At 46.4% G+C, this 24,133-nt stretch carries 24 protein-coding genes; 16 read left to right on the forward strand and 8 right to left on the reverse strand.

What is annotated here, in order from left to right:
• The 4 genes from HZF10_RS16965 (at position 1) to HZF10_RS16980 (ending at position 4,258) form a co-directional block, all read left to right on the forward strand.
• Positions 1-915 carry a helix-turn-helix domain-containing protein gene (locus HZF10_RS16965; protein WP_176007431.1) on the forward strand — a complete coding sequence of 305 codons (915 nt, stop codon included), beginning with the start codon at positions 1-3 and terminating at the stop codon, positions 913-915.
• 55 nt (positions 916-970) lie between these two features.
• Entirely contained in the window at positions 971-2,251 is a 1,281-nt protein-coding gene (gene kynU, locus HZF10_RS16970; RefSeq protein WP_176007432.1) for a kynureninase, read from the forward strand.
• Between the two features lie 223 nt (positions 2,252-2,474).
• Positions 2,475-3,812 carry an FAD-dependent oxidoreductase gene (locus HZF10_RS16975; protein ID WP_176007433.1) on the forward strand — a complete coding sequence of 446 codons (1,338 nt, stop codon included), beginning with the start codon at positions 2,475-2,477 and terminating at the stop codon, positions 3,810-3,812.
• On the forward strand, positions 3,812-4,258 hold the full coding sequence (locus tag HZF10_RS16980) for a GNAT family N-acetyltransferase (RefSeq protein WP_176007434.1): 447 nt from the start codon (positions 3,812-3,814) through the stop codon (positions 4,256-4,258). Before HZF10_RS16975 ends, HZF10_RS16980 begins: the two co-directional genes overlap by 1 nt.
• Here HZF10_RS16980 and HZF10_RS16985 read toward each other — a convergent pair whose 3' ends face one another.
• The 5 genes from HZF10_RS16985 to HZF10_RS17005 all read right to left on the reverse strand — a co-directional run bounded on the left by HZF10_RS16985 (position 4,259) and on the right by HZF10_RS17005 (position 10,946).
• Positions 4,259-5,560: an NAD(P)/FAD-dependent oxidoreductase gene (locus HZF10_RS16985; protein ID WP_176007435.1), complete on the reverse strand. Its 1,302-nt coding sequence runs from the start codon at positions 5,558-5,560 to the stop codon at positions 4,259-4,261.
• A 79-nt stretch (positions 5,561-5,639) separates the two neighbouring features.
• Positions 5,640-6,074 carry a YybH family protein gene (locus HZF10_RS16990; RefSeq protein WP_176007436.1) on the reverse strand — a complete coding sequence of 145 codons (435 nt, stop codon included), beginning with the start codon at positions 6,072-6,074 and terminating at the stop codon, positions 5,640-5,642.
• A 2-nt stretch (positions 6,075-6,076) separates the two neighbouring features.
• Entirely contained in the window at positions 6,077-8,956 is a 2,880-nt protein-coding gene (locus HZF10_RS16995) for a DUF7619 domain-containing protein (RefSeq protein ID WP_176007437.1), read from the reverse strand.
• Between the two features lie 56 nt (positions 8,957-9,012).
• Positions 9,013-9,381: a DMT family protein gene (locus HZF10_RS17000; protein WP_176007438.1), complete on the reverse strand. Its 369-nt coding sequence runs from the start codon at positions 9,379-9,381 to the stop codon at positions 9,013-9,015.
• Positions 9,381-10,946 (reverse strand): helicase HerA-like domain-containing protein, encoded by a 1,566-nt coding sequence (locus tag HZF10_RS17005; RefSeq protein WP_176007439.1) that lies wholly within the window; start codon positions 10,944-10,946, stop codon positions 9,381-9,383. The genes HZF10_RS17000 and HZF10_RS17005 overlap by 1 nt, the downstream gene beginning before the upstream one ends.
• Positions 10,947-11,246: 300 nt before the next feature.
• Here HZF10_RS17005 and HZF10_RS17010 point away from each other — a divergent pair, with 300 nt between their 5' ends.
• The 9 genes from HZF10_RS17010 to HZF10_RS17055 all read left to right on the forward strand — a co-directional run bounded on the left by HZF10_RS17010 (position 11,247) and on the right by HZF10_RS17055 (position 19,360).
• Positions 11,247-12,068 carry a MotA/TolQ/ExbB proton channel family protein gene (locus HZF10_RS17010; protein ID WP_176007440.1) on the forward strand — a complete coding sequence of 274 codons (822 nt, stop codon included), beginning with the start codon at positions 11,247-11,249 and terminating at the stop codon, positions 12,066-12,068.
• Positions 12,069-12,131: 63 nt separating this feature from the next.
• The gene (locus HZF10_RS17015; RefSeq protein ID WP_176007441.1) at positions 12,132-12,749 is read left to right on the forward strand and encodes an ExbD/TolR family protein; all 618 of its coding nucleotides are present in this window, start codon (positions 12,132-12,134) and stop codon (positions 12,747-12,749) included.
• Between the two features lie 17 nt (positions 12,750-12,766).
• On the forward strand, positions 12,767-13,333 hold the full coding sequence (locus HZF10_RS17020; RefSeq protein WP_176007442.1) for an ExbD/TolR family protein: 567 nt from the start codon (positions 12,767-12,769) through the stop codon (positions 13,331-13,333).
• Between the two features lie 21 nt (positions 13,334-13,354).
• Complete coding sequence (locus tag HZF10_RS17025; RefSeq protein ID WP_176007443.1) at positions 13,355-14,143, forward strand: energy transducer TonB; 789 nt, start codon at positions 13,355-13,357, stop codon at positions 14,141-14,143.
• A 226-nt stretch (positions 14,144-14,369) separates the two neighbouring features.
• The gene (locus HZF10_RS17035) at positions 14,370-15,284 is read left to right on the forward strand and encodes a PstS family phosphate ABC transporter substrate-binding protein (protein ID WP_176007445.1); all 915 of its coding nucleotides are present in this window, start codon (positions 14,370-14,372) and stop codon (positions 15,282-15,284) included.
• 18 nt (positions 15,285-15,302) lie between these two features.
• The gene (locus HZF10_RS17040; protein ID WP_176007446.1) at positions 15,303-16,976 is read left to right on the forward strand and encodes a tetratricopeptide repeat protein; all 1,674 of its coding nucleotides are present in this window, start codon (positions 15,303-15,305) and stop codon (positions 16,974-16,976) included.
• 112 nt (positions 16,977-17,088) lie between these two features.
• Positions 17,089-17,721 (forward strand): 7-carboxy-7-deazaguanine synthase QueE, encoded by a 633-nt coding sequence (locus tag HZF10_RS17045; RefSeq protein WP_176007447.1) that lies wholly within the window; start codon positions 17,089-17,091, stop codon positions 17,719-17,721.
• A gap of 63 nt (positions 17,722-17,784) precedes the next feature.
• Positions 17,785-18,195 (forward strand): DUF2059 domain-containing protein, encoded by a 411-nt coding sequence (locus tag HZF10_RS17050; protein ID WP_176007448.1) that lies wholly within the window; start codon positions 17,785-17,787, stop codon positions 18,193-18,195.
• 7 nt (positions 18,196-18,202) lie between these two features.
• Entirely contained in the window at positions 18,203-19,360 is a 1,158-nt protein-coding gene (locus HZF10_RS17055) for an aminotransferase class V-fold PLP-dependent enzyme (protein ID WP_176007449.1), read from the forward strand.
• Between the two features lie 31 nt (positions 19,361-19,391).
• Here the strand turns inward: HZF10_RS17055 and HZF10_RS17060 are convergent, their stop codons facing one another.
• Positions 19,392-20,093 (reverse strand): class I SAM-dependent methyltransferase, encoded by a 702-nt coding sequence (locus tag HZF10_RS17060; protein WP_176007450.1) that lies wholly within the window; start codon positions 20,091-20,093, stop codon positions 19,392-19,394.
• Positions 20,094-20,171: 78 nt separating this feature from the next.
• On the opposite strand from HZF10_RS17060, the gene HZF10_RS17065 reads away from it, so the two are divergent.
• A complete protein-coding gene (locus tag HZF10_RS17065; protein ID WP_176007451.1) occupies positions 20,172-20,666 on the forward strand; it encodes a YkgJ family cysteine cluster protein in 495 nt (164 codons plus the stop codon).
• Positions 20,667-20,805: 139 nt separating this feature from the next.
• On the opposite strand, the gene HZF10_RS17070 is transcribed toward HZF10_RS17065, so the two are convergent.
• Both HZF10_RS17070 and HZF10_RS17075 read right to left on the reverse strand, forming a co-directional pair.
• A complete protein-coding gene (locus tag HZF10_RS17070; RefSeq protein WP_176007452.1) occupies positions 20,806-21,033 on the reverse strand; it encodes a hypothetical protein in 228 nt (75 codons plus the stop codon).
• Between the two features lie 69 nt (positions 21,034-21,102).
• Positions 21,103-22,338 carry an exo-beta-N-acetylmuramidase NamZ family protein gene (locus tag HZF10_RS17075; RefSeq protein ID WP_176007456.1) on the reverse strand — a complete coding sequence of 412 codons (1,236 nt, stop codon included), beginning with the start codon at positions 22,336-22,338 and terminating at the stop codon, positions 21,103-21,105.
• A gap of 167 nt (positions 22,339-22,505) precedes the next feature.
• Between HZF10_RS17075 and HZF10_RS17080 the strand changes: the two genes are divergently transcribed.
• Together HZF10_RS17080 and HZF10_RS17085 are read left to right on the forward strand one after the other, a co-directional pair.
• Positions 22,506-23,762, forward strand: a complete 1,257-nt coding sequence (locus HZF10_RS17080; protein ID WP_176007457.1) for an ABC transporter permease — start codon at positions 22,506-22,508, stop codon at positions 23,760-23,762.
• Complete coding sequence (locus HZF10_RS17085; RefSeq protein WP_176007453.1) at positions 23,762-23,968, forward strand: hypothetical protein; 207 nt, start codon at positions 23,762-23,764, stop codon at positions 23,966-23,968. Before HZF10_RS17080 ends, HZF10_RS17085 begins: the two co-directional genes overlap by 1 nt.
• The last annotated feature ends 165 nt before the right edge of the window (positions 23,969-24,133 follow it).

Genomic DNA, 24,133 nt, shown 5'->3' on the forward strand with positions numbered 1-24,133 from the left:
ATGAAAAAAGACGACGACAAGCCGGTACTTTTCAACTCCATTTCAGACTTACATCGGGTGCTGGGCTTGCCGAAGCCTTTGCATCCGCTGATAAGCCTAAACGACAACTCGAAAATGGGCGTTTCGCGCGACCAGTTGCCCAAATCGTTCCTGCTCAATTACTACAAGATTTCGTACAAAAAGAGCACGGGCGGGAAAATAAAGTACGGCCAGAATTATTATGATTTCGACGAAGGCGGATTGGTCTTTACCGCGCCCAACCAGCTTTTGGCGATTGCAGACGATAGCGAATATTATGGGTTTACACTGTTATTCCATCCCGATCTGATCCGCAACCATGCGTTAGGACGTACGATCAAACAATACGGGTTTTTCTCGTATGCGGCCCATGAGGCTTTGCATTTGTCCGATAAGGAACGCAGCATCATCCTGTCGTTGTTCGAGAACATCGACGGCGAGCTTCAGTCGCAAATGGACGATTTCACCCAAGATGTGATCCTTTCGCAAATCGAGCTCATCCTGAATTACAGCAACAGGTTCTACAAACGCCAGTTCCTTACGCGAAAAGCCGTCAACCACGACCTACTTTCGAAAATGGAAGAGTTGCTCGATGCGTATTTCGACGATGACACGGCTTTGGTAAAAGGCCTTCCGACGGTGCAATATTTAGCCGATTCCTTATCGCTTTCGCCACATTACCTGAGTGATCTTTTGCGTTCGTTGACCGGACAAAATGCGCAACAGCACATCCATGCCAAACTCATAGAAAAAGCGAAGGAAGTTTTGGCGGGAAGTGCGTTGACGGTTGCCGAAGTCGCGTATAAATTGGGGTTCGAGCATCCGCAGTCGTTCAGTAAGTTGTTCAAGAACAAGACGCAACAAACGCCGCTCGCGTATCGGGAATCATTCAACTGAGTTGTTGGGGCAAAGTCGAACTTATTCGTAAATTAGCGCCTTCAACTACAGAAACATGTTCCAAAACACGCGCGAATACGCACAACAACTCGATTCACAGGACAAGATTGCCCAGTATCGCAACGAATTCATTTTCCCGAAAGTAAACGGAAAACAAGTCATTTACTTCACGGGGAATTCCCTCGGATTACAACCTAAACGCACCAAAGCCTACGTAGACGAGATCATGTCCGATTGGGCCAATCTCGCCGTCGAAGGCCATTTTTATGCCGAAAAACCGTGGTGGGATTACCAGGAGCGTTTTGCCAATCCGTTGAGCAAGGTCGTGGGCGCATTGCCAAGCGAAGTCACCGTGATGAACACATTGACGGTGAATTTGCACTTGCTCATGGTGTCGTTCTATCGCCCGCACGGCAAGCGTTACAAAATCCTTTGCGAGGAAAAAGCGTTCCCGAGCGACCAATATATGTTGCAATCGCAGGTTAAATTCCGCGGATACAATCCTAAAGACGCGATCGTTGAAATCAAGAGAAGAGAAGGCGAGCATAACATCCGCCACGAAGATATTTTGGCCAAAATCGATGAGGTAGGCGATGAGCTTGCATTGGTTTTGATCGGAGGCGTGAATTATTACACCGGACAGGTCTTCGACATGAAAACCATCACGGCCTACGCTCAGTCAAAAGGCGCTTTCGTGGGTTGGGATCTGGCACACGCCGCCGGAAACATCAAACTCGACCTTCACGATTGGAACGTCGACTTCGCCGCCTGGTGTTCTTACAAATACATGAATTCGGGTCCGGGCAACGTATCGGGTATTTTTGTGCATCAGATGCACCACGCCGATCCCGAAATGCCGCGTTTCGCCGGTTGGTGGGGACACAACAAGGAACGTCGCTTCAAGATGGAACCTCAATTCGACGCGGTCCACGGAGCCGAAGGTTGGCAAATCTCGAATCTTCCCGTGATTTCACTCGCGCCTTATCTGGCTTCGGTTGAGATGTTCGATGAGGTCGGAATGGACGCGTTGATCGAAAAACGTGATAAAATAACATCGTACCTCGAGTTCATTCTTGGCGAGATCCAAAAGGAAATAAATGGGGATTTCGAAGTCATAACACCGTCGAATCCTGTAGAAAGAGCGTGCCAATTGTCTGTTTATCTGCATGGAGAAGGACGCAATCTGTTCGATTACCTGATGAAAAACGGCGTGATCACCGATTGGCGCGAACCCAACGTGATTCGATTGGCGCCCGTGCCTTTGTATTGTTCTTTTGAAGATATGTACGAGTTTGGGCAAGTGCTTAAAGCGGGAATTCAGGCGTTGCATCCGTAAGATCGTGCAAAGCGGATTTGCGTTAGGGATGTGAGCGGATATCCTTTTGGGTTCCTCGACTGCGCTCGGAACCCAAAAGATAGCAGCGGCAGCCCGACGGCGGTAAAAGTACGCTATACTCAACGTAAGCTTTCCTACCGCCGGAACGCCCTAAAAAAAGCTTAAAAGCCAACTTTGACGCGAATTAATATGCGTACTTTTACGCCGTTCTAGCAATAACCAAATGCAAACACCTCTAAAAATCGCCGTCGTAGGCTCTGGTTTGGTGGGCTCGCTATTGGCGATTTACCTCAGGAAAGCCGGGCATACCGTTCATGTTTTCGATCGCAGTCCAGACATCAGGACAATCCAATTTTCGGGGCGTTCAATCAATCTGGCCATGTCGACGCGCGGTTGGAAAGCCGTGGACGCCGTCGGAATCGGGCAGGCAATAAGAGACATCGCGATCCCGATGGACAAGCGTGCGATCCACGTTTCGGATACGCTCAAATTCCAACCTTACGGAAAAGAAGGCGAAAGCATCTATTCGATTTCGAGAGGAACGTTGAACCGCAAAATGATTGACCTTGCCGAAGCCGCAGGTGCCGAATTCTTTTTCGAACAACGCATTTGGGACGTCACGCTGGCTACCGCGACTTTGCACATTGGCGAAACCGAAAGGGGCGAATGGAAAGATTTGCAATACGATATGATTTTCGGAGCGGACGGTGCATTCTCGAGAATCCGTCATCGCATGCAGCGCCAAAGCATGTTCAATTATTCCCAAGAGTTTTTGAACACGGGTTACAAGGAACTCAACATCCCGGCGAATCCTGACGGGACGCACAAACTCGACAAAAACTCTTTCCATATCTGGCCTCGCGGTGAATACATGCTGATTGCATTGCCCAACCTCGACGGAAGTTTCACATGTACGCTTTTCATGCCTTTCGAAGGAGAGAATTCGTTCGCTTCTTTGCCCGATATCAAGTCGGTAGAGGATTTCTTTGCGAAGAATTTCCCCGATTCGATTGATGTGATCCCGAAACTGGCCGAGGATTTCTTCAAGAATCCGACGAGTACGCTGGTTACGATGAAATGCTATCCGTGGACGTACGAGGACAAGATCGCTTTGATTGGCGATGCGTGCCATGCGATCGTTCCGTTTTACGGACAAGGCATGAACGCAGGTTTTGAGGACATTACGGTCTTAGCCGAATTCATGGAAAAATTCGGTGATGACTGGTTGTCTGTTTTCCAACATTACCAAGATTCGAGAAAACCCAACGCCGACGCGATAGCCGAACTTTCATGGCGCAACTTCATGGAAATGAGTTCGAGTGTAGCTGATGAGAAATTCCTGCTGCGCAAGAAAATCGAGAAGCGTTTTTCTGAAAGACATCCCGACAAATGGTTGCCGCTTTACAGCCGTGTGACGTTCAGCGACCGCCCGTATTCAGAGGCGCTTGCTTTGGGCGACAGGCAAAAGGAAATCATGGACGAGATCATGACGACTCCGGGAATCGATTCGAAATGGGATTCGGACGAAATCGAAAATAAAACCCTATCGCTGCTGGACTGATGCAAACCCTCGAGGTCTTCAAAGCGCAATTCTGCATTTCTACCGATAAATCGCGGTTGGACTTGAACGCCATGCACGACTTTTTGTCGAAAGAAGCGTATTGGAGCTTGGGCGTTCCGGTCGAAACGATACACAAATCGACCGAAAATGCATTGAACTTCGGGTTGTACGACGGACAAAAACAAATCGGTTATGCCAAGATAATTTCAGATTTCGCGACAATCGCTTATTTGGGCGATGTGTACGTGTTGCCCGAATACCGCGGGTCGGGGCTTTCGAAATGGCTCATGGAAACCGTACACGCGCATCCGGAACTTCAGGGCTTGAGACGTTGGATTTTGCTCACGGGCGATGCTCACGGCCTGTACGAAAAGTTCGGTTGGAAGCCGATCGCCGCTCCCGACCGTTGGATGGAACTCCACAACAAAGACGTCTACAAAAAATAATCAACTCGCGTTGTTGGCTTCTATCCTGTCGCCAACCGAATTTTCAACTTCCTTATCGGCTGCTTTGAGCAAGACGCGCAATGTAGAATCTTTGCTGAAATAGCTATACATCCAGTTCACGAAAATCGAGATTTTGTTCTTGACGCTCAAAATCAACATTAAATGGACAAACATCCAAGTGAACCATGCGAGTCGTCCCTGAAAACTGAATTGAGGCAAATCGACTACGGCTTTGCGTTTCCCGACGGTTGCCATCGAACCTTTGTCGTGGTATTCGTAAGGTTTGAGCGTCGTTGCGTTCGACATCCGAATAAAATTCTTCGCCAATACGGTTGCCTGTTCGATCGCGACGGCCGCCAATTGCGGATGGCCTTTCGGGTATTTGTTCGTCTCCATATAACTGATGTCGCCAACAGCATACACGTCCTTGAGTTTTTCGAGTTCACTGTAACGGTTCACGATCAAACGGTTGCCGCGTGTGTAATTTTCGGTTGGAATACCCGGAATTTGTACGCCTGCGATACCCGCGGCCCAGATCACGTTCTTGGCTTTGATCATTTCGCCCGACTTCAGGGTCACCGTTTCCCCGTCGTAATTGTCGACGATCGTGTCGGTTTTGACCACGACGCCCAAATCTTCGAGGTATTTGCGCGACATTCTCTTCGAATCGGCACTCATCGCGTTCAAAAGATTGGGCAATCCTTCGAGGAGATAGACGGTGAGTTTCGAGAAATCTTGGTCGGGATAGTCTTTCGGAAGGATGTTTTTCTTCATTTCGGCCAAAGCGCCCGCAAGTTCGACTCCAGTCGGGCCGCCGCCCACGATTACGAAATTCAATAGCGATTGCAGTTGGTCGGGCGGTGTGATCAACGCCTGTTCGAAGGTTTCGAGGATGCGGTTGCGCAACTGCATCGCTTCGGGCACCGATTTCATCGGGAACGCATATTTCTCGAGTTGTTTGTTGCCGAAGTAATTCGTGTTGCAACCTTGGGCAAGCACTAAATAATCGTACGGATAATCGCCAATTTCGGTATGTACGGTTTTGGTTTCCGGATTTACGGAAGTTACCGAAGTGATCCGGATGTGTACGTTTTTACAATATTGGAAGACTTTGCGCAGCGGAAACGAAATGCTCGCCGGTTCAAGCCGCGCGCTTGCGACCTGATACATCAAAGGCTGGAATTGATGGTAATTGTGTTTGTCGAAAAGCCAAATGTCGTAATCGGATTTTCTTAGGTCTTGTGCGAGGCGCAGTCCGCCGAAACCTGCCCCAATGATGGCAATGCGTTTTTTGTTGCTCATGGCTGTTTTATTTGGCACTTAAAGTTACCTATAAATGCCGACAAGGTCGCGCGCATTAACGTTTCTTAAGCATACGTTTTTAGTCCCAAACGTATTTCCACGAACCGTCTTTCTGTCGTTTCCAAACCGTATGGAATACGCCTTTGAACGATTGGACTTTTCCGTCCTTGCCTTCCATTTTCCAGTCGTATTTGCCGTAGGTGCAGCCAAGCGTACCGTCGGCAGAGACCGAAACGAAATCGGGCGACCACGTAACTTTCGCCTTGTCGAGCCGTTTGTAGTAACTGCGGATATTCTCGCGTCCTTTTATCAACGTGTCGTTCTCGCGTTTAATCACGGCGTTTTCATCCGCGAAAGCGTAAAAAGCTTCCGAAATGCTTTTGGCCTGGGCATAATCGTTGAAATTTTTCTCGGCTTTGCGGATTTCATCCTCATATTTGGAAGTTTGGCTTTCGCTCTTCGGGAAATACGAGATAGCAACACACGTGATGAAGCAAATGAGTAGTTTTTTCATGTTTATTCCTTTAGGAGTTTCTCTGTTTTCGAGCCTTTATCGGTACGGATTTTTGCGAAATACACGCCGTCCGCGTTCGACGAAAGGTCTATTGCCGCATTTTTAATATCGACCGTTTTGGTTTGCAGCAAACGGCCTTGGATGTCGTAAAGTTGGATGGATCGGATCTCGGAATCGGCAGAAACAAAAACGAGGTTTCTTGTCGGATTCGGATACGTGTGAATCGACATGTCGCCAACTTCGCCAAAGCCTAGATTGGAAACCGTTGTAATCGCGGGTTCTGTTGTAATCGGCAAATTGTAATCGAAGAAAATGTCTGCGATGTTCGAAACCGCGTCCCCAATGGCCAAATTGCTTTTCGTCTTGATCTTGAAGGCGACATAGCCGTGGCTTCCGGGTTCGTCGTCCTGTTCTGCAGGAAGATTGATGCCTTCGAAAATGAATTCGACCTTGTTGTCGGTTATACGTGTGATATGTGGGTGCGAGCTGTCTGTAAGTTCAAGCGTCGCGATGTCAAGCTTAGAAGTATCGATCATATCTTTTACAACGACATTCTCGGCCAGATAAGTGCCCGAATTCTGGAATCGAATCAAGTAATGCAGGTAATCGCCCAGCATTTGTTGAGAGATGTTTTCGCCTTCAAGACAGGTCTTGTCGTTTGGGTCGAAAGAACCTACGACAGTCTGTGAAAGCGTGAAGCCTGATGAGACCAAAGGCTGTCCCGGTTCGGTAACCGAAGAAACTACGGTGTGGAACGACAAAATATCGCCATTGTTTACCGAAGGATTTTCTAATGGTGAATTAAGGTTGAGCGTCAACAAGATCTCACGGCTTTCAAACGGCAGTAAATCTGCATACGACCAAGAAAGGTTACCCGAAGTTTGCGCGGTCGGCAAAATTGCTGAAGAAACGAAATCGACAACCGCTTCATCGAACTGGAAGCTTATTTCACCGTTAAGGGTTTGGTTCCCGATGTTTTTGTATACGATTTTGTAATGGGCATCAAAGCCAGGGCGCGCCGCATCTACAGGCACGATCGAAATTTCGGCAAGGTATTGTGTTCCCAATGCTGTTACGCAAAAATCGACCGTTTCTGCATTCTGGCCCGCATCGTTGAAAATCACGGTTTGGGGCGTGGCCGAGAAAACCGTAGGGTCGAGTTCGGTAGAAACCGTGAACGTTCCGGTTTGGGCATAAAAGCTAAAGTGTCCGTCGGCGTCTGTAAACGTGCTTCCGGATACGCCGTCTGCATCGGTCAATGTCACTTTCATGTCGGCATACGTGGCATCCGAAGCATCGCAGCCGTTATTGTCGGCATCGAAAGCTATGTTTCCGTTTATGATATTGAACTGGCCTCCGGGCGTAAAATTGCAATAAGAGTTGACAGAAATGTTTTGTGATGTTATCGTCGTCCAAGCCATACCCGACATAAGGTCGTCCAGATCTTCTTCGTCTATGCATAAGAACGCAAGATTGGGACAGTCGGAAACGAAAAGATCTTCTCCCCGTTGATTTTTAATAATGAGCGATTGCAGGTTCGGGTTAGATTCTACATATACATACAACAACTCCGACGCACTCGTCTGGCTTGAAAAATCAAGTGACGTAAATAAGTTTGACGAACCTCCGAAACCTTGTAGTAAAGGCACTTGGTCTAAACTCAGCTCACTGATCTGGTTCTGGTCGCAAAACAGATAAACAAGCGAAGGTATTTGGCTCAAATCGAGTGACTGAAGCTGGTTTTGTTGCGCATAAAGCGAAGTGAGATCGTGAGTCGACGAAACGTCAAGCGTTTGCAGATTGTTGTTCGAAATATCGAGAGCCAACAGGTTCGGTGCATTCGACAAGTCAATCGAAGACATGTTGTTTTCGGAACAAGTGATGCGCTCGATATGCGATCCGACGGGAGCAAAAGAAGTAATTTGGTTGCTCGAGCAATACACTTCGGTCAAATTGGGAGCGAAGTCCAAATCAAGCGATTGCAATTGGTTTTGATTCAGATGCAGGCGCTGTAAAGCAGGCAGGTTTTCAAGTTCAAGATCCGCGATTTGGTTGTCGTTTGCCGATAAAATCTCCAACGAAGGCAAATCGTTCAAAGCCAGGCTTGTGAGGTTGCCGTCGTTGAGGCTAAGGTCTGCAAGTGAATTGCATTCGCTGACCGAAACAGACGTAAGCGGTCCGCCCGAACAATACAAGACCTGAAGGCTTGGTAAATTACTGGCGGTCAGGGTGCTTATTTCGCAAGACGAGAACCGCGCGTCCTCGATGTTCGGGAATTTTGAAAAATCTACAGAAGAAATGCCGCTTTGATCGATTCCGATGATTTTCAACGACGGAAGCACAACGCTGTCAACGCTATCGAGCAAATGCAATCCGACCAGATAGATATTAGACAACTGAGGAGCGGAGGTTATCGTCAGCGACGTCAGGTTGGGCATGGATTGAATGTTAAGATCTCCGAGTTCCGGAAGAGACGGAAGTGTCAATTCGGCCAAATCGCTGCCGGATATTCCCAACATCATCAAATTATCGAGTCCGTTTAAGGAAAGTGTATTTATATGGCAAGATCCGATGTCCAAATCTGTCAGATTGGCCAAACCGCTTAAATCGGCATCAAGTCCGTTAACTCCTATGATAGTGAGCGAGGTTAGATTCGTGAAAGCCGAAATTCCGGTAAGGTCGAATGGGTCGTCGGAACCGTAAACGAAAAGTGTGGTGATTACCTGTGCTTCCGAAACCTGGATTTCGCCATCTCCGTTCGTGTCGATTATCGGCTGGTAATACTCGAGTAGCAGGTTTTTGAAATTGGGATCGGGAATATTGACGATTTGCGAAATGGCTGTAATCGGGAAAAAGAATAAGAACAAGTAAACGTATTTCATCCTGTAAGTGTTTTCTTAAAAGATGCAAATATAGCCGATAGGTTGCTTTTCAGATTTTATTTTTTGAAGATGAAATACACCGCCAACACCAAAAAGCAAAACCCGACGGCGTGGTTCCATTTGAAGCTTTCTCCTTTGAAGAATAAAAGTGAAAATCCGACGAATACTACCAGAGTGATCACTTCCTGGATGACTTTTAATTGCATCAACGAAAATGGCCCTCCGTTTTCACGGAAGCCGATGCGGTTGGCCGGAACCTGGAAAAAGTATTCGAAAAGCGCCAAACCCCAACTGATGAACACGATTGCGACCAATCCTGCGCCTTCGAACCATTTCCATTCCTTGAATTTCAAATGGCCGTACCACGCCAAAGTCATGAACACGTTCGATAAGATCAGCAGCCCGATGGTGATGAATCCCTTCATTATTTCTTGAACATTTTAGAAAGTATGCTGAATGCGCCTCTTATAAAGGTAGCACTTGTAAGGACTTTCACGACAGATTTGGTGACTTGTCCTACTTGTTCCGAAGACTGCTTTTGCTGTTGCTGGGCTTGTTTCTGCTCGACCTTTGCTTGCTCGGCTTGCTGTTTCGAGAGTTCTTCCTGTTGTTTTTGGATGGCGGCCTGTTGTTCGGCCTGCTCGATTTTTTTGTTCAACAGTTCGTAAGCGCTTTCCCGATCGATGATCTCGTTGTATTTCTTGAACAACTTCGATTTGTCGTTGATCGCACGGATTTCGTCATCGGTCAAAATATCCATACGGCTTTGCGGCGCGCGCATCATGGTTGCGGCAAGTGGCGTCGGGATGCCTTTTTCGTTGAGCGCCGTTACGAGAGCTTCTCCGATTCCGAGACTTGTGAGTACTTGATCGGTTTTGTAGAATTCGGAAGTTGGGTAATTGTCGGCCGTCTGTTTGATGGCTTGCCTGTCGTTTGCCGTAAAAGCTCTTAGCGCGTGTTGTATTTTCAATCCGAGTTGGGCTAGCACGCCATTCGGAATATCCATCGGATTCTGGGTTACGAAGTAAATACCGATTCCTTTTGAACGGATGAGTTTTACGATCGTTTCAATCTGATCCAACAAAGCTTTGCTCGCCTCGTTGAAAATCAAGTGTGCCTCGTCTATGAAAATCACGAGTTCGGGTTGGCCGGAATCGCCTTGTTCGGGCATTTGCTCGTAGATTTCGGCAAGAAGACTCAACATGAACGTCGAGAACAGTTTCGGTTTGTCCTGGATGTCGTTGAGACGGATGATGTTCACGTAGCCGCGTCCGTTCTCGTCCAGGCGCATCAAATCGGAAATATCGAACGAAAGTTCACCGAAGAAAATGTCGCCTCCTTGTTGTTCGAGTTCGATGATCTTGCGCAGGATCGTGCCCGTTGTCGCGGTCGAGATCTTTCCGTAATTCTCCTCGATTTCGTCTTTTCCTTCGTCGGTAATATAATTAAGGACTTTTTTGATGTCCTTTAAATCGAGAAGCGGCAGTTTGTTGTCGTCGCAATATTTGAAAATGATCGCCACGACTCCGGCCTGTACGTCGTTGAGTCCGAGAATTCTCGAGAACAATACGGGACCGAATTCCGAAACCGTTGCCCGCAGACGTACGCCGTTCTGGTCGGAAAGCGTCATCAATTCGACAGGGAAAGCCACGGGAGCGAACGGCAACCCGATTTTTGCGTGTCTTTCGGTGATGAAAGGTTGTTCGCTTCCGGCTTGGGCGATACCACTGAAATCGCCTTTTATGTCCATCATAAGCACAGGAATGCCTACCGCCGACAATTGTTCGGACAGAACTTGAATCGTTTTAGTCTTTCCCGTACCGGTTGCGCCTGCGATAAGGCCGTGACGGTTTAAGGTTTTTAAAGGGATTCTTACAGGGGTTTCGGGTATGGGTTCGCCTTCCAACATGGCGGCACCCAATGTTATGCTATCGCCTTTAGAAGCATAACCCGAATTGATTGCGTTTATGAAGTCGTCTTTTGTAGGCATATTTTTATGTTTTTTTGGCTCGATGGATCGTTTCCGAAAGTTATGAATTTAAGAGATAGTGATTTATAAATTTTTTAAGTGTACGTCCCAACCTTTTAACAAAAAATAACATCTCATTAAATACTATCCCAAACGTTTGTACGTTAGGTGTGGCAACGGTTTTCGGCAGATTAAATTAATGTGAATAATATTAAAAAAAGTTTTTTTATTTCCAAGTAAAATTTAAATTTGCCACTCATGGTTTTTACCGAAAATTGAAAAAACTATAAGATAATTTATTAAAAACTAAAAATTGTAAAAATGGCAAATGCTAAGAAACAAAGTAGTTCAAATGGAGGAAGTATCTTCTCTGGTATCGTAATCGTTCTCTGTATCTTCATCGGATTCCTTATCTGGAAATTCGTTATGGGTGATGGTTCCAACTTCGAAGGCGGAACAAACGAAGGTCATCCGCTACCAGGTAACTACTTGGCAATGGTTTACAAAGGAGGACCTATCGTACCGGTTCTTATGGGACTACTTTTGATGGTAGTTGTTTTCTCTATCGAGCGTTTCATGGTGATTTCTAAAGCTGCCGGAAAAGGTAACTTGGATACTTTCATGAACAACGTTCAAGGAAGCATCAAATCTGGAGACATCGACTCAGCCATCGCCGCTTGCGACAAACAACAAGGTTCTGTTGCCAACGCTATCAAAGCTGCTCTAGTTAAATATCAGGAAGTTAAAAAAGAAGGCTTGAACAGCGAAGAAGCTTCAGAAACTATCCACAAAGAAATCGAAGAGGCTACATCACTTGAAATGCCGATGTTGGAGAAAAACCTTACGATCCTTTCAACCCTTGTGTCTCTAGGAACACTTGCTGGTCTATTGGGAACGGTAACGGGTATGATCAAGGCGTTCGGTGCGTTGGCTACTGCCGGTACACCAGACCAGGCACTTCTTGCAAACGGTATCTCTGAGGCACTTATCAATACCGCTACAGGTATCTCGACTTCCGCTTTGGCGATCATCACTTACAACCTCTTTACTTCTAAGATCGACACGTTGACTTACTCTATCGATGAGGCTGGTTCAACTATCGTGAACACGTACAGAAAGTTCAGAGGAGCTGCAAGAAACTAATATTAAATATTTAGGTTGATTCCTTCGTTATGTAAGGAGTAATCCCTAATAATCAAAAAAGATATGGCTAAAGTAAAAATGGCGAAGAAGTCAACGAGCATCGACATGACGGCGATGTGTGACGTTGCTTTCCTTCTTCTCACTTTCTTTATCCTTACCGCCACAGCCAAGCAGCCGGAAGCACTTCCGGTAGACACTCCGAACTCAACCGTTCAGACCAAGTTGCCAGACAGCGATTTGGCAACCATCATAATCGGTGAGAATGGTAAAGTTTTTTATGGAGTGACTGGGCGTGACGTAAGGGTCAAGACGCTGGAATACATGGATGAGAAATACAAGGTCGGATTCTCTGATGCCGATAAGCAGAAATTCGCGCTTATCGAGAACTTCGGAGTGCCTATCCAAAACTTGAAGCAGATCATCAACATGACCAGCTCAGAGCGCAACCAAAAAGGGTTGCAGCCGGGAATCCCTAAAGATTCTACCGACAACCAGTTGGCAGATTGGATCCTGAATTCGCGTAAGGCGATCAGGGATTTGCACGACAAAGACCTTAACATCGCAATCAAAGGCGATGCTAAAGAAGAGTATCCCCAAATCAAGAAAGTGATGGATATCCTTCAGGAACAGAAGGTAAACAGTTTCAATCTGGTTACCGGTCTTAGAGGTAAGGATTTTTAATTTAACGACAAGAGAAAATGGCAGAATTAAATACCGGCGACGGCGGAGGCAAGAAAGGCTCCAAGAAAGTCCGCAGTAAAAAACTCAATTCCAAGGTCGATCTTACAGCAATGGTTGACTTGGCGTTTCTTTTGATCACGTTCTTCATGCTTACCACGTCTTTGTCGAAACCTCAGTCTATGGACTTGACGTTGCCCGACAAGAACGAAGACCAGAAGGTCGACGATATGAAGGTCGATGAAAACCGCACCATGACCGTTCTTTTGGGAGACAACAACCAATTGAAATACTACATGGGTTTCCTTAATCAAAAAGGCAAACCAATGGATGTAGTTTACGGCAAAGACGGTTTCAGAAAGGAACTGATAAAACGCAAAAAAGAGGTTATCGACTATTCTACTGCGAAAGGGAAACCGGACCAGGGAATTATCGTAATCATCAAGCCGAGCAAGAAATCGAACTATAAAAACCTAGTTGACATCCTCGATGAGATGGCGATCAACAAAGTGGCACAGTACGCGATTGTAGACATTACACCAGAAGAGGTTGCTGTCCTTGAGGGCGACGCCAAACCGGCCGAATAACCTTTTAAAAAGAAACTAATTATGAAACTCGATTTATTAAGACAACAATGGCTTGATATCGTATTCGAGGGTAAAAACAAGCTTTACGGAGCCTACCAGCTTCGCAAGCAAAACCCTAGAACGACTATGCTTGCCTTGCTTTTCGGGGCTGTTATCTTCGCTTTCCTCGTCAGTACGCCTATGTTGGCGCGCTTGATTCCTGAAGGAAAGAGTGAGGATGCGTCTTTGGATACGAAAATCGTAACCATCAAGATCCCACCTAAGCAAAAACCGCCTGAAAATCTTCCACCGCCACCGCCGCCACCTCCAAAAGTGGATCAGATCAAATTCGTGAAACCGGTTGTGGCCAAAGCCGAGGAAGTCGTCGAAGAACCACCTAAAATGGATAAGATCGAAGACAAGAAGGTTGGTACCGAAAACATCAAAGGTGATCCGGATGCTCCGGTAACCATCGATGAGCCGGTAGGAAACGGACCGAAAGATGTGGTTGAAGACAACAACATCTACAACGCCGCAGGTATTGAGGTTAAACCTGAATTCCCAGGCGGAATCGAAAAGTTCTACAAGTTCGTAAGAGACAATTACCGTACTCCTGAAGATGCGGTTGGCGGAAGAATGATCGTTTCTTTCGTTGTAGAGAAAGACGGTTCCCTTACCGACATCAAAGTGCCACGTCCTGCGGGTCCTGGAACTGCCGAAGAAGCTATCCGCATGCTGAAGCGTTCTCCTAAATGGACTCCGGCTGAACAAAACGGAAAAAAGGTACGTTGTGCCTTTACACTTCCAATCACGATTCAGGCTCCGGAATAATGGACGACAATCAAATGATAAAGAAGAAATCGCCCAAACAGCGATTTCTTCTTGTTATAGGCATACTCTTTTTCGCGGTCTATCTCTTTTTAGGCCTCGCTGTAATCTTTTGGAAAAAGCTTCCGCTGAACATGGATTACAAGTACAGGATCGCTTTCGGCGTCCTGCTTATCGTGTATGCCTTCATCCGATTCCTTCGCTTGCTAAAATCTGAACCGACACAAGAATGAAAAAGCTAATCGTGATTCCCGTAGTCGTTTTGGGAATTTTGGTTTTTGCCATGTGCAATAAGAAATCCGAGGCCGTTCCCGAAGGAGAAACCATTCTCACGGGTAAAGCTTCCGTATTGGTAGATGAAACGCTGCTTCCGATAATGGAAGACCAGGTGGCTGTTTTCGAAAGCGACTATGCGGGCAGGATCAATCTTATGCCGCGTTCGGAAGCCGAAGTGATTCGTGGTATTCTCGAGGATTCGGCAAGGATAGCCGTTTTGGCAAGACCATTGTCGGCCGAAGAACGAAAGTATTTCAATTCAAAAGAGCGTTTTCCGAGAGAAACCCAAATCGGGACGGACGCCATCGCTTTGATCGCGAACAAACAAAACGACACCCTGATAAAACTTCAAGATGTTCTTGACGTGATGCAAGGTAAGGCAAACCCTAATCTCAAAGGTTTGGTGTTCGATAACCTGAATTCGGGAACGGTAAGTTACCTGATGAAACTGGCCAAAATCAAGGACGTGCCCAAAACGGGTGTGTATTCATTCAACACGAATGCGGAAGTGGTGAAATTTGCTTCCGAAAACCCCGGAATGGTCGGAGTGATCGGGTTGAATTGGTTACTTCAGCCGACTCCCGAAATAGAAAGTTATCTTAAAAATATCAATATTCTTAGTGTTAAAAGCCTTACAGGTAGTAGCTTTGTATATCCTAGCCAAAATAGCCTGGGTGAAAAAACCTATCCGCTGGCACGCGATTTGTATATCGTGAACGCGCAGGGATATGAAGGACTCGGAATCGGGTTGGCATCTTTTGTCGCCGGCGAACGCGGCCAACGCATCATCCTTAAATCCGGACTTTTGCCGATTCGTGTCCCTGCCCGAAAAATTGTGATTCGAAAAGGAATTGAAAAAAAACAATAGTAACATAAAACTTCCAAAATGACTAAGACCAAAATTCTAAGTATAGCTTTTGTCGCTTTGTCGATATCTGCCGCGAAGGCTCAGGATGTTGAGCAGGCCAAGAAAGCAATCGACGCCGAGCAATACGAAAAAGCCAAAAACATGCTTAAGGCCGCCGTCCAGGCCAAACCAAACGACGGACGTGCCGCTTTCCTATTGGGAAAAGTATACTTAAAACAAGACATAGAGGATTCTGCCAAAGTCGTTTTCCAAAAAGGGATCACCGCTAAAGAAGACGGAAACCTGAACTATATCGGATTGGGGCAAATCGACCTCAATGCGAAAAATACAAGCGGAGCGCAAACGAATTTCGCCAATGCGCTAAAAGATGCCAAAAAGAAGGACACCGAAGAGCATGTTTTCATCGCACGCGCCTACATGGATGCCGATAAGCCCGATTACAAAGCAGCTTTGGTAGCCTTGGAAAAAGCAAAACTGGCCAACGCTCAGGATGCCCAAGTACAATTGGCTTTGGGTGATGCTTACTACGGTGACAAAAATCAAAACGATGCATACGCAGCTTACAGAAATGCATTTGCCGCCGATGCACAATTGATCCGCGCCAAAATGCAGTTGGGCGTACTTTTGAAAGGTGCGCGTGCATTTACCGAAGCCGTTAAAGCTTTCGACGGAGTTGTCGCATCGAACGCCAACTACGGTCCGGTTTACCGCGAACTTGCCGAAACCTACTATTTGTGGGCGAACAACGATTCTAAAAAATATTCGGAATATATCCAAAAGGCACTTGGCTATTACGAAAAATACATGAGCCTTACCGATTACTCGTTGGCTTCGCGTATGCGTCACGCCGACTTCCTTATCCTTGCCAAAGATTACAAGGCATTGGAAGCCGAGGCTCAAAAAATGCAACAGCTCGACAAAGTCAACCCGCGTATCTTGCGTTATTTGGGGTATTCGGCTTACGAGAACGGAAATACAGACGTAGCCATCGAATCGTTGACCAAGTTTACGACGAATCCGGCGAACAAAGTGATCGCCCGCGATTATATGTATCTTGGTTTGGCGAAATTGAAAAAGGCTTCGGGAACGACTGCCGGAGCTCCGGTTGATGCCGCGACTTTCGATTCAGGTGTGGCCGATATCCGCAAATCTGTAGAAATGGAAGCCAGTATGACGTACGATTTGAGTGAACTCGGTAAAAAATTCTTCGACCAGAAATTGTATCGTGAAGCAGGAGCGATCTACGAAATCGCCGTTACGAACGAAGCATCGAAAAATTACACCCAGGATTTGTTCTATTACGGATACGCATTGTACTACGCCAACAACCGTAAAGACGTCAAACCGGATGTAGCCCAAGTACAGAAAGCCGAAGCTGCGTTCGCAAAAGTTGCCGAGAATTCGCCAACGACCCAAGATGCGTTCCTTTTCCGCGCGCGCGCCAACAGTTTGATGGACGCTAACGAGGCGATGGCGAAAAATTACGAGGATTATCTTCGTATCGTAAACGAAAAAGGAGCCGAAGAAATGGCAAAAGACGCTACCAAAAAGAAAATGGTAGAAGCTTATAACAATATCGGCGCGTATTATGCCGCCATCAACGACAAGGTAAAAGCCAAGGATTATTTCAACAAAGCGTTGGTTTTGGCCCCTGGCGATTCGTTCGCGACCCAATCGTTGAAACAATTGTAATCCTGATTTAATCACGTATGAAAACCGGTGGGCTTCCATCGGTTTTTTTCGTTTAAGGGCTTTATGATTTTGAGGCATGGGATTGATTATCTTTGCACTTTATTTTTGAAAAATGCTGACACAGGAAGTAAAGGAATTGGTAAACAAAGGCGAGATGTTGCCGCTTATGGAAGAATTCTACACCATTCAAGGTGAAGGTTACCATACGGGCACGGCGGCTTATTTTATCAGGGTTGGAGGATGTGACGTCGGCTGTCACTGGTGCGATGTCAAGGAAAGTTGGAATGCCGATCTGCATCCGCCCACTCATGTAGAAAATATAGTAGATAACGCAAGGAAGTATGCCGATACGGTTGTCGTTACCGGAGGCGAACCCTTAACGTGGGACATGTCTGCGCTTACTTCGAAACTCAAGGAAAGCGGTATGCGCATCCATATCGAGACCTCAGGAGCTTACGAACTTTCTGGCGAATGGGACTGGATCACGCTTTCGCCTAAAAAAACGAAACTTCCGACTCAATCGGTTTACGACAAAGCCGACGAGCTCAAAGTCATCGTATACAACAAGCACGATTTCACTTTTGCCGAAGAACAGGCCCAAAAAGTAAATCCTGACGCCATACTTTTCCTGCAACCGGAATGGAGCCGTCGCGAAGAAATGACACCGTTGATCGTCGAGTATGTGATGAACAACCCGAAGTGGCGGATTTCGCTTCAAACGCATAAATACTTGAACATCCCGTAACCAGAAAACCGTTGGAATCGAAATTGCGTTTCCATTAATCCAAATAAACTTAACTACCCAATAATGAAAAAAGTACTTTTTACGATCGCGTTCATCGCTTCTGTCCAATTCGCTTCGGCCCAAACCAACGATGCAGCTTTCCGCAAGGATGTGTTGAAAGTGATCCAGGTAAGCGGAGCGACGTCTCAATTCGATGCGGCCAAAAAACAGGTAATGGCCATGGTTCCGGCAGAAAAGCAAGCAGCTTTCGCGATTGAATTCGATGCTACGTTGCCGGCTTTGTACGACAAAATCGTCGACATCTACATCCAGACGTACACCAAAGAAGACCTGAAAGCGATGCTCGCGTTTTACGATTCGCCGGTTGGGAAAAAAATGGCGGCCAATGCAGCTCCAATTATGGAAAAATCGATGGCTGCAGGCAAAGAATGGGGACAAGGTCTTCAAACCATTTTGATGAAATACATGAACTGATTTGGATATGAAAACACAGTTCCTGCTTGACCCGAACATCATTTACCTGAACCACGGGTCGTTCGGCGCCTGTCCGAAACCGATTTTCGACGATTACCAGAAATGGCAACGCGAGCTCGAGGCAGAACCTGTTCAGTTCATCATCTACAACAGTCCGAAATATCTAAAGGAATCCAAACGGGCGCTCGCAAACTTCGTGAATTGTGCGCCCGAGGATTTCTTTTTTACGCCAAATCCGACGTTTGCGATCAATACCATCATGCGCAGCCTCGATTTGCAGCCTGGCGATGAAATCCTTGCGAGCGATAACGAATATGGCGCGATGGATCGTACCTGGAACTTCTTCTGCAAAAAAACCGGTGCGAAATATGTGCGTGCCGAAGTCAATTTGCCGATCGTTTCCAAAAAACAGATGATTGCCGATTTTTGGAAAGGCTATTCCGAAAAGACGAAAGTGATTTTCCTCAATCAGATTTCGAGTGCGACCGCATTGATTTTTCCCGCAAAGGAGATTTGTGAACGCGCCAAAGAACTCGGTTTGATCACGATTGTCGACGGTGCACATGTGCCGGGTCACATCGATTTGGATCTTCAGGACATCAAAGCCGATTTCTACACCGGAACTTTGCACAAATGGATGCTAGCTCCAAAAGGCAGTTCTTTCCTTTATGTGAAAAAAGATTTCCAGGACATGCTCGATCCATTGATCGTAAGTTGGGGTTACGAAAGCGTCGCTCCCGGAGAAAGCAGATTCCTCGATTATCAGGAGCAGCAAGGAACGCGCGACATTTCGGCATTTTTGACCGCTCCGGCCTGTGTCAGATTCTTGGAAGAAATCGATTGGAAAACGCGTGCGAAAGAAGCAAGGCAATTGATTTTGGAGAATTACCAACGATTTTGTGATTTGCTCGGCACAAACCCGATCTGTCCGATTTCGGAGGAATTTTTGGGTCAGATGTGCAGCATTCCGGTCAATACTTCAAAACCGGCCGAACTCAAGGATATGCTTTACGGCAAATACCGCATCGAAATTCCCGTGATGAATTTGAACGGCAACATTTACATCAGGATTTCTACTCACGTTTACGTTTCCCAAGCCGATATCGACGCTTTATATCTGGCGCTTAAGGAAGTTATTTCTACTACAGATTTGATTTTTGTGTAGGCTTTGGATGAGATTCCTCCTTCGTCGGAATCTAAAACAATCTCGCCAAATAATCGTAATGTTCGCCTTCGAGCAGTAATTCGCAGTCCAATCCGTTCGCATGGGCGGCATTTTGAAGCGTGTTGTAATCGAGATACAGCCACGGGAACGCATTTTCACTTTGCCCTTTGTACGACAATCCGAACGTCAATTCCCCGTAATATTTATCGGCTGGAACAGAATACGCGCCATCTTCGTCTTCGTCGAACATATAAATGATGTCGGAAGAATCGAGCAATATCTGTCCGTTAGGATTCAAAAGCGATTTGAGTTTTTGCAGGTATTTCGACGTGTCCTGAAGACGTCCGAAAATTCCAGTTCCGTTCATGAGAAGAATTATAGTGTCGAATTTTTGGGTTTCAAGGTCGAGAACATCCAAAACCCGAGCGTCTTTGAGTCCGCGCAATTCACATGCTTTTATGGCGTTTGCCGAAATATCGATCGAAACGACTTCGAGTTTTCTGTCGTTTTGCAGATAAAGACTGTGGCTTCCGGCGCCGCATCCGACGTCCAAAACTTTGCCTTTCGCGAGGTCAAGCGCTTTCTTTTCGATTTTGGGCATCTGCTTGTACGTGCGGAACAACCACGCGACCGACATTTCATCGGCTTCCGAAATATCGGTTTCGGTAATCAGATCTTCGGGAGAATTTTGGGTTTGGTAATCGAGAATGGCTTTTCCGAAAAGGTCTTTCATATTTTTTGTTTAAGGAGTAAAGTTTAAAGTTGGCAAAACCCCTGACTTTAAACTTGGACAAATCTGTACCTTTGCCGCATGCAAGATTTCCTAAAACAATTGCCGCAGCTTGCCAAAGATAAGCATATCGAGAACAAGAAGTATTTCGATAAGCTCAGGAAAAAACCGCCCAAAAATCTCGACTACGTAATGCAGGAATTGCACGACAAGGAATTCGAGCGCACCGATTGCCTGACGTGCGCGAACTGCTGCAAAACGACGGGTCCGCTGTTCACTTCGGCCGATATCGAAAGGATTTCAAAGCATTTCCGGATGAAGCCGCAGCAATTCATTGATCAGTATCTGCGCATCGATGAAGACAACGACTACGTTTTGCAAAGCGTGCCTTGCCATTTTCTGGATTCGGAAAACTATTGTATGATTTATGATGTGCGCCCGAAAGCGTGTCGCGAATTTCCGCATACCGATCGCAAGAAATTCCAGCAGATTTCGAATCTTACGTTGAAGAACGTGGAGATTTGTCCGGCGACTTATAGGATTGTGGAAGAAATGAAAAAGCGGTTGCCGTTGTAACTTTAAGATTCCGACGGAGGAGGAATCTCAGCCAACGAAAGAGATTCCTCCTCCGTCGGAATCTTAAAAACTTCGCACGTTCTCACCTTCAAGGTAAAGCTTCAGTCATAAAAAAACCTCCCGGTCAGGAGGCTGATTCTTATACGAACAGATAATCGTCCGCAGAGACCAAATGATCCGGTCGCTTGCGTCCGCCGACGGCACTGACCAGGTAATCGATGCCGCGCCCGATGTATTCGATTATTTTTTCTACCCATTCCTTGGCTTTGTGGAACAGTTCAAGACCTTTGTCGATATACGAGTTGATCACTTCGATGATACGCTGCAACTCGTCCATATAACTTAAAAGCAATTCAGCGCCCTTCATAATATTGTTATTTAGTGTTGAAGATAAATTATCCTTTCACTAAAATACGCAATGGATTTCTGAGCATTCTCAGTAAATCTCATAAAGTTTTCTTATTTTTTTAAAAGCTTCGATGCCGGGCTGCCAAGTGGCGCGGATCTCGTCCTCGGTCATTCCGGCTTCGATTTGCTGCTGTAAGGTCTTGCTTCCGGCAAGGTTCGTGAAATACGGGATAAAGAATTTCGACTTGTCCTCGAAGTTGCGGTACGCATTGATGAGCCATTTGAGTTCAAGGCGATCAAGTCTCGGTTCTTTCGAAAGGTCTTCTCCGCAACACACTTTCCCGTTCAAAGGCGGATTTTTGGAGCCTTCGTTCGGTTTCGGCACAAATTCGAAATGATACGTCGGCAAATAAGGTGAGCCGTAAATTTGGAACTGTTTGTCGGTGCCACGTCCGATGCTCACGTTCGTGCCTTCGAAAAAGCAAAGGCTAGGATACAGGTTGATGGCCTGGTCGTTCGGCAAATTAGGCGACGGCTTCACCGGAAGATGATACGGCATCCCACGTCTGTAATTCTCGCAAGGCACGATTTTCACGTCGCATTGTACAGAATCCTTAAGCCATTTCTGTCCGTTGATCATCAATGCATATTCGCCGATCGTCATGCCGTGAAGTACCGGAATCGGGTGCATGCCCACGAAACTTTTGTGTTCCGGATTGAGCGTCGGTCCGTCGATGACGTAACCGTTCGGGTTCGGACGGTCCAAAATGATCAGCTCGATCTTGTTTTCGGCGCAGGCTTCCATCACATAATGCAATGTCGATATATAGGTATAAAAACGCGTACCCACGTCCTGAAGGTCGAACAGCAAAATGTCGATGCCTTGCAATTGTTCGGCCGAAGGTTTTTTATTGTTTCCGTAAAGCGAGATGATCGGAATGCCGGTCTTGACGTCCTTTCCGTCCACGATGTCTTCACCATCGGGCGATTCGCCTCGGAAACCATGTTCAGGCGCGTAGATTTTCTCGAGGTCGAATTTGGCTTTGAGCTTGAGGTAATCGACCACGTGCATGGTTTTGGTGACCGTGGCTTCGCGGTGCGTCAATTCTAAAGTGTCCGGAAGCGAATAGACCGAATCGTATTCGATAAGCCCGGTTTGGTTTGTGACGATGCCGATTTTCTTGTTTCGGATCAAATCGAAATAACTCGTCGTATTGTCGGCACCCGTCATAAAACGCGTCGGACGGATCTTGCTTTTGATCGTGGTTTTGGCCGGTTTGGAGAATTCGGCGATATTTTTCTGGGGCGTTTTACACGAAACCATCGACAGCAAAAGAGCCACGACTCCAATGCGGATAAGCTTCAAAAATCGGATAGTAAAAAAAAGTGGCTGCTGCCGCGTCATAAATTCTTGTGATATTTTATAGGGACGGCGAATAAAATCCTGCCGAAAGTGTACTTTTGGAAACTGCAACCACTACAGGAACGACTTTGAATCTCGAATATTTCATCGCCAAACGACTGATTGCCTCTAAAGGCCGTAAAAGTACTATTTCCGCCCCAATTATAAAAATCGCCATTACGGCCATTGCGATCGGGATGGTGATGATGATTCTATCTGTGGCCACGGGAATCGGGCTTCAACAGAAGATTCGCGAAAAGGTTTCGGCTTTCAACGGGCATATCATCATTTCGAATTATGATGACAACCAATCCGAAGTCAGCGTCAAGCCGATTTCGACCAAACAGGATTTTTATCCCAAGTTCACTTCGGTTTCCGGAATAGAGCACATACAGGCCGTGGCGAGCAAGGCCGGAATCATCCGTACTGCCGATGCTTTCGAAGGCATCATCTTTAAAGGTGTCGGAAAAGATTACGCCTGGAACAACCTCAAAGAGTTCCTTGTTTCGGGAAGGCTGCCGAATTTATCCGGCAATCTCAACGACGAAGTCATCATTTCGCAATATCTCGCCGATCGCCTCAAGCTCAAACTCGGCGACCGCTTCAACACCTTTTTCATGAAAGAAGGCGAAGGTAACCAGAAACCGAATTTGCGTGTGTTCCGGATCGTCGGTATTTACACTTCGGGACTTCAGGAATTCGACGCTACATATATATTAGGTGATATCCGCCATTTGCAACGCATCAATAAATGGAAACCGAATGAAGTAGGTTCGTTCGAAGTCTTCGTTTCTGATTTCTCGCAAATCGAAGCCAAGGGCAAAGAGGTTTATGAGAATACGTTCAATGCAGAAGATCCGTCGATAGCTCTGGATACACACACCATCATCGAAAAATACTACTACATTTTCGACTGGCTCAAGCTTTTCGATTTCAATATCCTCGTGATTCTGGTCGTGATGATCATCGTGGCCACTATTAATATGGTAGTCGCATTGCTCGTGCTGATTCTCGAACGCACGCAAATGATCGGCATCCTCAAATCTATAGGTACGACCAATTGGAGCGTGCGCAAGGTTTTTCTTTACAATGCGGCATACATTATAATGAGAGGTTTGTTTTGGGGCAATATCATCGGGATCGCTTTGGTGCTGATCCAGCAGCAGTTTGGGATCGTCCAGTTGAATCCCGAGAATTATTATGTGACCGAAGCACCGGTTTACTTCAGTGTCGGATACATCCTGTTGCTTAACATCGGTACGATGCTGCTTTGTTTGCTCGTGTTGTTGCTGCCTTCTTATCTTATAACGAAAATCTCTCCCGTACGCGCCATTAGATTCGACTGATGATAGAACTTGAAAAGAAACAGGGAGATTATACTTTATATAGGGATGAAGACCGCCGATTGATTTTGGTCGTACTCGATACTCTTGGGATCTTCGAAATCGAGTACGAATTGACTTCCGGCGAGAAATACTCCTATGAAAGTCATGGTTCGCAAATTCTTCCTTTGATTTCAAGGCGTGTCCGTGACGAAAAGTACATAGAATAGTTCGGAAGTGCCGACTGCTTTCTTCCGGCCATGAGCCATAAATCCGAAAGCCCGCACGACGGCCCAAAAAACTTTCATGCGCAAAGGTCGAGCTTCCAGCGACTTAGAAAAAACCTCAAAAAAACTTGCCTCAAAAACTTGCGGGAGCGGAAAAAGTGGCTACTT

Source organism: Flavobacterium agri (assembly GCF_013401995.1).
GTDB lineage: Bacteria > Bacteroidota > Bacteroidia > Flavobacteriales > Flavobacteriaceae > Flavobacterium > Flavobacterium agri.